The organism is Methylomagnum sp. (assembly GCF_054333355.1).
In genome coordinates this window covers 1-6058 of the sequence record NZ_JBTEKS010000263.1, presented here as the reverse complement: position 1 = coordinate 6058, position 6058 = coordinate 1, and the positions used below count along the sequence as shown (strand labels likewise).

Below are 6058 nucleotides of genomic sequence, written 5' to 3'. Positions count from 1 at the left end.
CGGAACATGGCCCAGCGAAATTCGGGATTACGGAAATGCCGGCGCGCCTGCCATAGGCTGTAATCCTCGGGTAAGTCCGGCGCCAAATCGGCAATTTCTCGCTGAAACTTATACGGCTGGAAATACAGCTTAAACGGTAGCCACAACCCACCCAGCACTAAGCGTAGAAAACCCATATTTACCCCCCGTAATATTGTTTTGCTCGTTTTTGATCGTTCCCAAGCTCCGGCGTGGGAACGAGCGGAATTGGCGTGCCACTCATGAAAACAACCCTTTCAGCTTTTCCAAGACCGCCAGCACCCACGGAATCTCTAACCAATGACCGATGACCCCAATAGTCACGACAACCGCCCCGAAGCCCATTAGCCAGGCCGAAACCTGATCCATCTTCTCGCCAAGCTTCTGAATCGCCCCGCCAATCCGCAACGGCAGGTCCACACACAACCACACCGGCAAGCGCACCAATCCACGCCCCAACCGCCGCAAAGCCACCCGCGCCGGAACCCGCGACGGCCGCGCCCTGCAAACCATCGCCAACTCCTCAAACCGTGCCTTCGCCCAAGCCGAATCCTTGCTTCCCCGTTTCGCCTCTACCCACGCCTCCCCCGCACACTGCAACCGGCATGGATGCCCACCCGCCCAGCGCCGCGCCTGCTGGATTTCCGTCAAACCCAAATCAAACACCATGCCCTGCATCAACAACCGCTCGGCAGCGGCATCATCCAACTCCCGCAACATGAACGGCGGCAAATAACTGGGAAAGGTCGAAGTCATCGCCTCGGGATGGCGCTCGAAATGCTCCGCCAGCGGCAACCGCGACGCCACCACCAAGGCCAACACATCCGCCGTCAGCAGCGACCGTAGCCCCTCGAAAAACCCTGGAATCGGAAACCCCGCCCGATACTGCGGTTCCAGCAACCGCTCGAACTCATCCACCAACACCACCGGACGCACCAGCCCCGCATCCTTCAACCGCCGCAACCAGCGCTCGAACTCCGCAAAATCGCAATGGGCGTCCGCCTCCAACCCCGCCAGCCGGGCGGGCACATCGGCGAAACGCGGATCAGCGGGCAGTTCACGCAAAATTCCCCGCAACGCCGCGCCATAAAACCCAGCGGCATCGGTGATGTGGCCCTGCAAATCCACCGCCACCAACACCAGCGGCGGCGTCCCCGGCGGCGGGCGGTGCTGCGGATTGCCCAGCAAATGATGCAGCAATGAAGTCTTTCCCATGCGCCGCTCGCCCACCAGATTCACGGAACCGAACCGGGCCACCTGACCATGCACGAAGGAAAAGGCGTCATCCCGGCCAAAGATCGGCTGATCCGCCCGCAAAGGGTGGCCGGGAACGAAAGGAGACGGGGAAAGGCTCACGAGGACACCTCGGCTGTCACGGAGATTTATACCGCCGTTACGTTACGCAAAGCGAGACAAGGTGTAAACAATCAGGCAGGTTGGACGGCAACCTTTCCCAGTACACCCCACAACTTGGTATAAAGCGCCATCCATCCAACGCAAGCCACCCCATGAAAACCACCCTAGAAATCGACTGCCCCCCGGAACTGCTGATCGGCCTACACCTCAACGCCGAAGGCTTCGCCGACTACCTCAAGCGCCAAGCCGCCATCAGCCTGTTCAAGGAAGGCAAACTCTCTTCCGGCACCGCCGCCGCGTGGCTGGGCATGGGCCGGGTGAAATTCCTACGCACCGCCTTCGACGCCGGAGCCTGCCTGTTGGATGACTCCGCCGACGACTTCGCCCGCGAAACCGCCCTGCTGTGATCGTTTTCTCCAACACCACCCCCATCATCGCCCTAAGCGCCGTCGGTCGGCTCGACCTGCTGCCGCAACTGTTCCAGCGCATTCATGTGGTCGGCGAAGTCATCGACGAGTGCAGGGCGGGCGGTCCCATCCAAGTGCCCGACCTCACCCGGTTGCCGTGGGTTGAAGCCGTTCAATCCACGCCGCCGCTGCACTCGACCGTCTTGCTGGAACTGGATAAGGGCGAAAAGCACACCCTCGACATGGCGCGGAAATTCAACGCCGACTGGGTGTTGATCGACGAAAAGATCGGCAGGAATGTCGCCGAGTATCTCGGGCTGAAAATCACCGGAACCTTGGGCGTGCTACTGAAAGCCAAGCAACAAGGATTGATTCCATCCTTCCGCAAACCCGTCGCAGACATGCAAGCTCAAGGAATCCGCTACAACCCCAGACTGGTGGAAAGGCTGGCGGCGCTGGTCGGGGAATGACCGTTTCGGGCCGGTGAAGCAGTGGGCGGCTGGACCGCCATCATCATCGAGGTGGAGAACAAGCTATGAACCACTACCACTATCAAGAATGCGGCCTGGATAACGTCTGGCTGGAAAACGGCTACGAGTTCCACGACCCCCCCCTACGGCAAGGGCGTTGGCCCGAAGTAACGCCCCAATGGCTTTGGGGTCGGTAATGCTGGCGTGGTGCTTATCGTTGACGGGGGGCAGTGCGCCGCGCAGATCGCCGGACGGGTCGCGTTCAGCCCGCCCCGTTGCCACCGCATAGCGGAACACTTGCCCGCAGTTCTGGTGCGCTCGGTGGGCGGTATCCAGCGCCCCGCGTTCCTCGATCCGCCGCAGCACGGCCAACAGTTCGGGGGCGGTCACTTGGCGGATAGGCCGGGCACCGATCCAGGGAAATACATTCCTCTCGAAACGCCGGGTTATGCGCTCGGCATGTTCGGCGGTCCAGGATGGCCCGAACTTGGTTAGCCATTCGCGGGTGATGGACTCAAAGCTCTCGGCTTGGGCGTGCTTGGTGGCTTTTCGCTGTGCGCTGGGGTCAACGCCTTGGGATAGAAGGGCGCGGGCTTTGTCGCGCTTCGGGCGGGCTTCCTTCAAGGTGACTTCGGGGTACACCCCAAAGGCCAGTCGCTTTTCCTTGCCATCAAAGCGGTACTTCAAGCGGAAATATTTGGAGCCGTTCGGCATGACTTCCAGGTAAAGCCCTTTTTCATCGGCCAGCCGGTAAGACTTGTCCTTGGGCTTGGCGTTACGGCAAGCGGGATCGGTTAATGGCATAGGGGGCACTCCATCCAGGGGATTTGCAGCCTTGGAGGCATCGACTCGGGGGCGTGTGCCCCGTGCCCCCAGATATGCCCCCTGATTGGCTCGGATGTAGGGGCATTTCTTCGGACTTCTGTGGACGGAGTACAAACAAAAAAGCCCGCATTTTCGCGGGCTTACGGACGGTAGCGGATACCGTCGGACTATCTAATGGAGGCTGAGGTCGGAATCGAACCGGCGTACACGGCTTTGCAGGCCGCTGCATGACCATTCTGCCACTCAGCCTTGAGAGGCCAAACTAAAAAGCCGCTTGCGGAAGCGGCTTTTTATTAGAACTTGGAGCGGGAAACGAGACTCGAACTCGCGACCCCAACCTTGGCAAGGTTGTGCTCTACCAACTGAGCTATTCCCGCGTGCTGTCGATAGTTGGCATTGTAGAGATATCGGCCTCGCGTGTCAACATTTTCGAATCTTCGGAGAAGGAGGGCAGGGCGGCTTTCAGGTAAACCACCATCGACCACAGGGTCAGCACCGCCGAAATCAGCAGAAGAATCTGCCCGAAATTCTTCAAGGGTTCCTTCCAAACATCCATGCCGAACAGCAACAACGTAATGGAAACCATCTGCGCCGTGGTCTTCCACTTGCCCAGGTTGGACACCGCCACCTTCTTGCGCTCGCCGATTTCCGCCATCCACTCCCGCAGCGAGGCGATGGTGATTTCCCGGCCCACGATCACCGCCGCCGAGATGGCCACCACCGGGCTGGGGTCGGCCTGCACGATCAGCACCAGCGTCACCGCAACCATCAGCTTGTCGGCCACCGGGTCGAGGAAGGCGCCGAAGCGGGTGGTCAGGCCCATCCGGCGGGCCAGATAGCCATCCAGCCAGTCGGTGATGCCAGCGATCATGAACACGACGGCGCAGGCGACGTGCGCGTTGGGCCAGGGCAGATAGAACAGCGCCACAAGCACCGGAATCAGCATGATCCGCAGCAGGGTGAGATAGGTGGGGAGATTCAACTCCATAATTTTTAGGTGTCCCGTTCTGTGGATGGACCGAACGCGGGCGCGCCCGGTTTAGGATTCGTTCTCGTGGAAATTATCGTAAATGCGCTGCGCCAATTGATGGCTGATGCCTTCGATGCGGCTTAACGCATCGACCCCCGCCCGGCTGATTTCCCTTAAGCCCCCGAACTGCCGCAACAACTGCTGGCGGCGCTTCGGACCCAACCCGGCGATGTCCTCCAGCGCCGATTGCCGCTTCGCCTTGGCCCGTCGCTGCCGATGGCCGGTGATGGCGAAGCGGTGGGCCTCGTCGCGGATTTGCTGGATGAGCAGCAGGGCAGGGGAGTGGGGCGGCAGCATCATCGGCTGGTAGGTGTCCGCCGGAATCAGCACCTCCATGCCCGGCTTCCGATCCGGCCCCTTGGCGACGCCGATGGTGCGGATATGCGCCATGCCCAACGCGGTCAGCACCTCCCGCACCGATGCCACTTGGCCCTTGCCGCCGTCGATGAACAGGACATCCGGCGCTTCCACCTCGCCGCCGCCGATGCGCTTATAACGCCGCGTCACGGCCTGGGCCAGCGCGGCATAATCGTCGCCCGCCTGTATCCCGGTGATGTTGAAGCGGCGGTAGGCCGACTTGGCCGGACCCTGCCGGTCGAAGACCACGCAGGATGCCACCGTCTGGTCGCCCTGAGTATGGCTTATATCAAAGCATTCCAGGCGCTTGGGTGGCTCGGGCAGATTCAAGACCTGTCCCAATTCCACGAAGCGGCCATACAAATCCCGCCGGTTGGCGAGCTTCGCGGCCAGGGCGGTCTCGGCGTTGGTGACGGCCAGTGCCAGCCGCTTGGCCCGTTCGCCCCGCACCTTGGATGTCACCCGCACCGCGTGGCCCGCCTGGGCGGACAGCATTTCTTCCATCACGGCGGTGTCGTCGAGTTCGTGGCTGACCAGCACCTCCTTGGGGATTTGCTTGCCGAGGTAATACTGGCCGACGAAGGCTTCCAGAATCTTGCCCGGCTCGTGTGCCTCGGTCATGGCCGGGAAGAAGGTCTGGTCGCCGATCTGCTGCCCGCCCCGGATGAAGGTCATCTGCACGCAGGCGGCGCTGCCTTCCATGGCGCAGGCGATGAGGTCCACGTCGCCGTGTTCGCCGTGAACCGCCTGCTTTTCCAGCACGGTGCGGAGGGTTGCGATTTGGTCGCGGTAGCGGGCGGCTTTCTCGAAATTCAATTCGCCCGCCGCCCTCTCCATGCGCGAGGCCAATTCCTCGATCAGCCGCCGGCCATCGCCTTCCAAGAACATGATCGTGTCCCGCACGTCCTCCGCGTAGCCTGCTTCCTCGATCAGCCCGACGCACGGGCCGGTGCAGCGCTCGATCTGATATTGCAGGCAGGGCCGGGAGCGGTTCTCGAAGAAGGAATCCCGGCATTGCCGCACCGGGAAGATTTTCTGGAGCAGCTTGAGGCTTTCCCGCACCGCGCTCGCGTTGGGGTACGGGCCGAAATAGCGGCCCTGTTTGCCCTTGGCGCCCCGATGAAACGTCACCCGGGGGAATTTCTGGTGGGTGGAGACGTAGATGGACGGATAGCTTTTGTCGTCCCGCAGGTTGATGTTGTAGCGCGGCTTGTAGCGCTTGATGAGCTGGCTTTCCAGCAGTAGCGCCTCGCCCTCGGTGTGGGTCACGGTGACGTCGATGGACCGAATCCGGGCCACCATGGCCTGCTGCTTGGGCGGGGCGTCCTTGTTGGAGAAATAGCTGGACACCCGCTTCTTGAGATTCTTGGCCTTGCCGACGTAGATCACCTCGGCTTTTTCGTCGAGCATCCGGTACACGCCCGGACGCTGGGTCAGCGTTTCCAGGAAGGCGGGGATGTCGAAAGCCGGGGCGGTCTCGGGCGGAGTCATGGCGGCAAGCTTGGGGGGAATGGGGCGACATTATAATGCGGAACCGGCGGGCGGCTTACCGGCTATTTTTACGTGGGAGTGGGCTTTAGCCCACGGTTGACGCG

The 6058-nt window shown here is 61.5% G+C and carries 6 protein-coding genes and 2 tRNA genes; 2 read left to right on the top strand and 6 right to left on the bottom strand.

Going from position 1 to position 6058, the window contains the following annotated elements:
• Positions 1-258 precede the first annotated feature (258 nt).
• Entirely contained in the window at positions 259-1374 is a 1116-nt protein-coding gene (locus ACXWUF_RS16560; protein WP_458497434.1) for an AAA family ATPase, read from the bottom strand.
• A gap of 152 nt (positions 1375-1526) precedes the next feature.
• On the opposite strand from ACXWUF_RS16560, the gene ACXWUF_RS16555 reads away from it, so the two are divergent.
• A complete protein-coding gene (locus ACXWUF_RS16555) occupies positions 1527-1781 on the top strand; it encodes a UPF0175 family protein (RefSeq protein ID WP_458497435.1) in 255 nt (84 codons plus the stop codon).
• Positions 1778-2251: a DUF3368 domain-containing protein gene (locus ACXWUF_RS16550; protein WP_458503311.1), complete on the top strand. Its 474-nt coding sequence runs from the start codon at positions 1778-1780 to the stop codon at positions 2249-2251. The genes ACXWUF_RS16555 and ACXWUF_RS16550 overlap by 4 nt, the downstream gene beginning before the upstream one ends.
• Before the next feature lie 63 nt (positions 2252-2314).
• Here the strand turns inward: ACXWUF_RS16550 and ACXWUF_RS16545 are convergent, their stop codons facing one another.
• The 5 genes from ACXWUF_RS16545 to uvrC all read right to left on the bottom strand — a co-directional run bounded on the left by ACXWUF_RS16545 (position 2315) and on the right by uvrC (position 5954).
• On the bottom strand, positions 2315-3055 hold the full coding sequence (locus ACXWUF_RS16545; protein WP_458497578.1) for a tyrosine-type recombinase/integrase: 741 nt from the start codon (positions 3053-3055) through the stop codon (positions 2315-2317).
• Between the two features lie 196 nt (positions 3056-3251).
• Positions 3252-3325 (bottom strand) — tRNA-Cys (locus ACXWUF_RS16540).
• 52 nt (positions 3326-3377) lie between these two features.
• Positions 3378-3453: transfer RNA gene (locus ACXWUF_RS16535), tRNA-Gly, on the bottom strand.
• The gene (gene pgsA, locus ACXWUF_RS16530) at positions 3444-4064 is read right to left on the bottom strand and encodes a CDP-diacylglycerol--glycerol-3-phosphate 3-phosphatidyltransferase (RefSeq protein ID WP_458497577.1); all 621 of its coding nucleotides are present in this window, start codon (positions 4062-4064) and stop codon (positions 3444-3446) included. The genes ACXWUF_RS16535 and pgsA overlap by 10 nt, the downstream gene beginning before the upstream one ends.
• A gap of 51 nt (positions 4065-4115) precedes the next feature.
• Positions 4116-5954, bottom strand: coding sequence for an excinuclease ABC subunit UvrC (gene uvrC, locus ACXWUF_RS16525; RefSeq protein ID WP_458503310.1), 1839 nt, complete (start codon positions 5952-5954; stop codon positions 4116-4118).
• Positions 5955-6058: the final 104 nt, after the last annotated feature.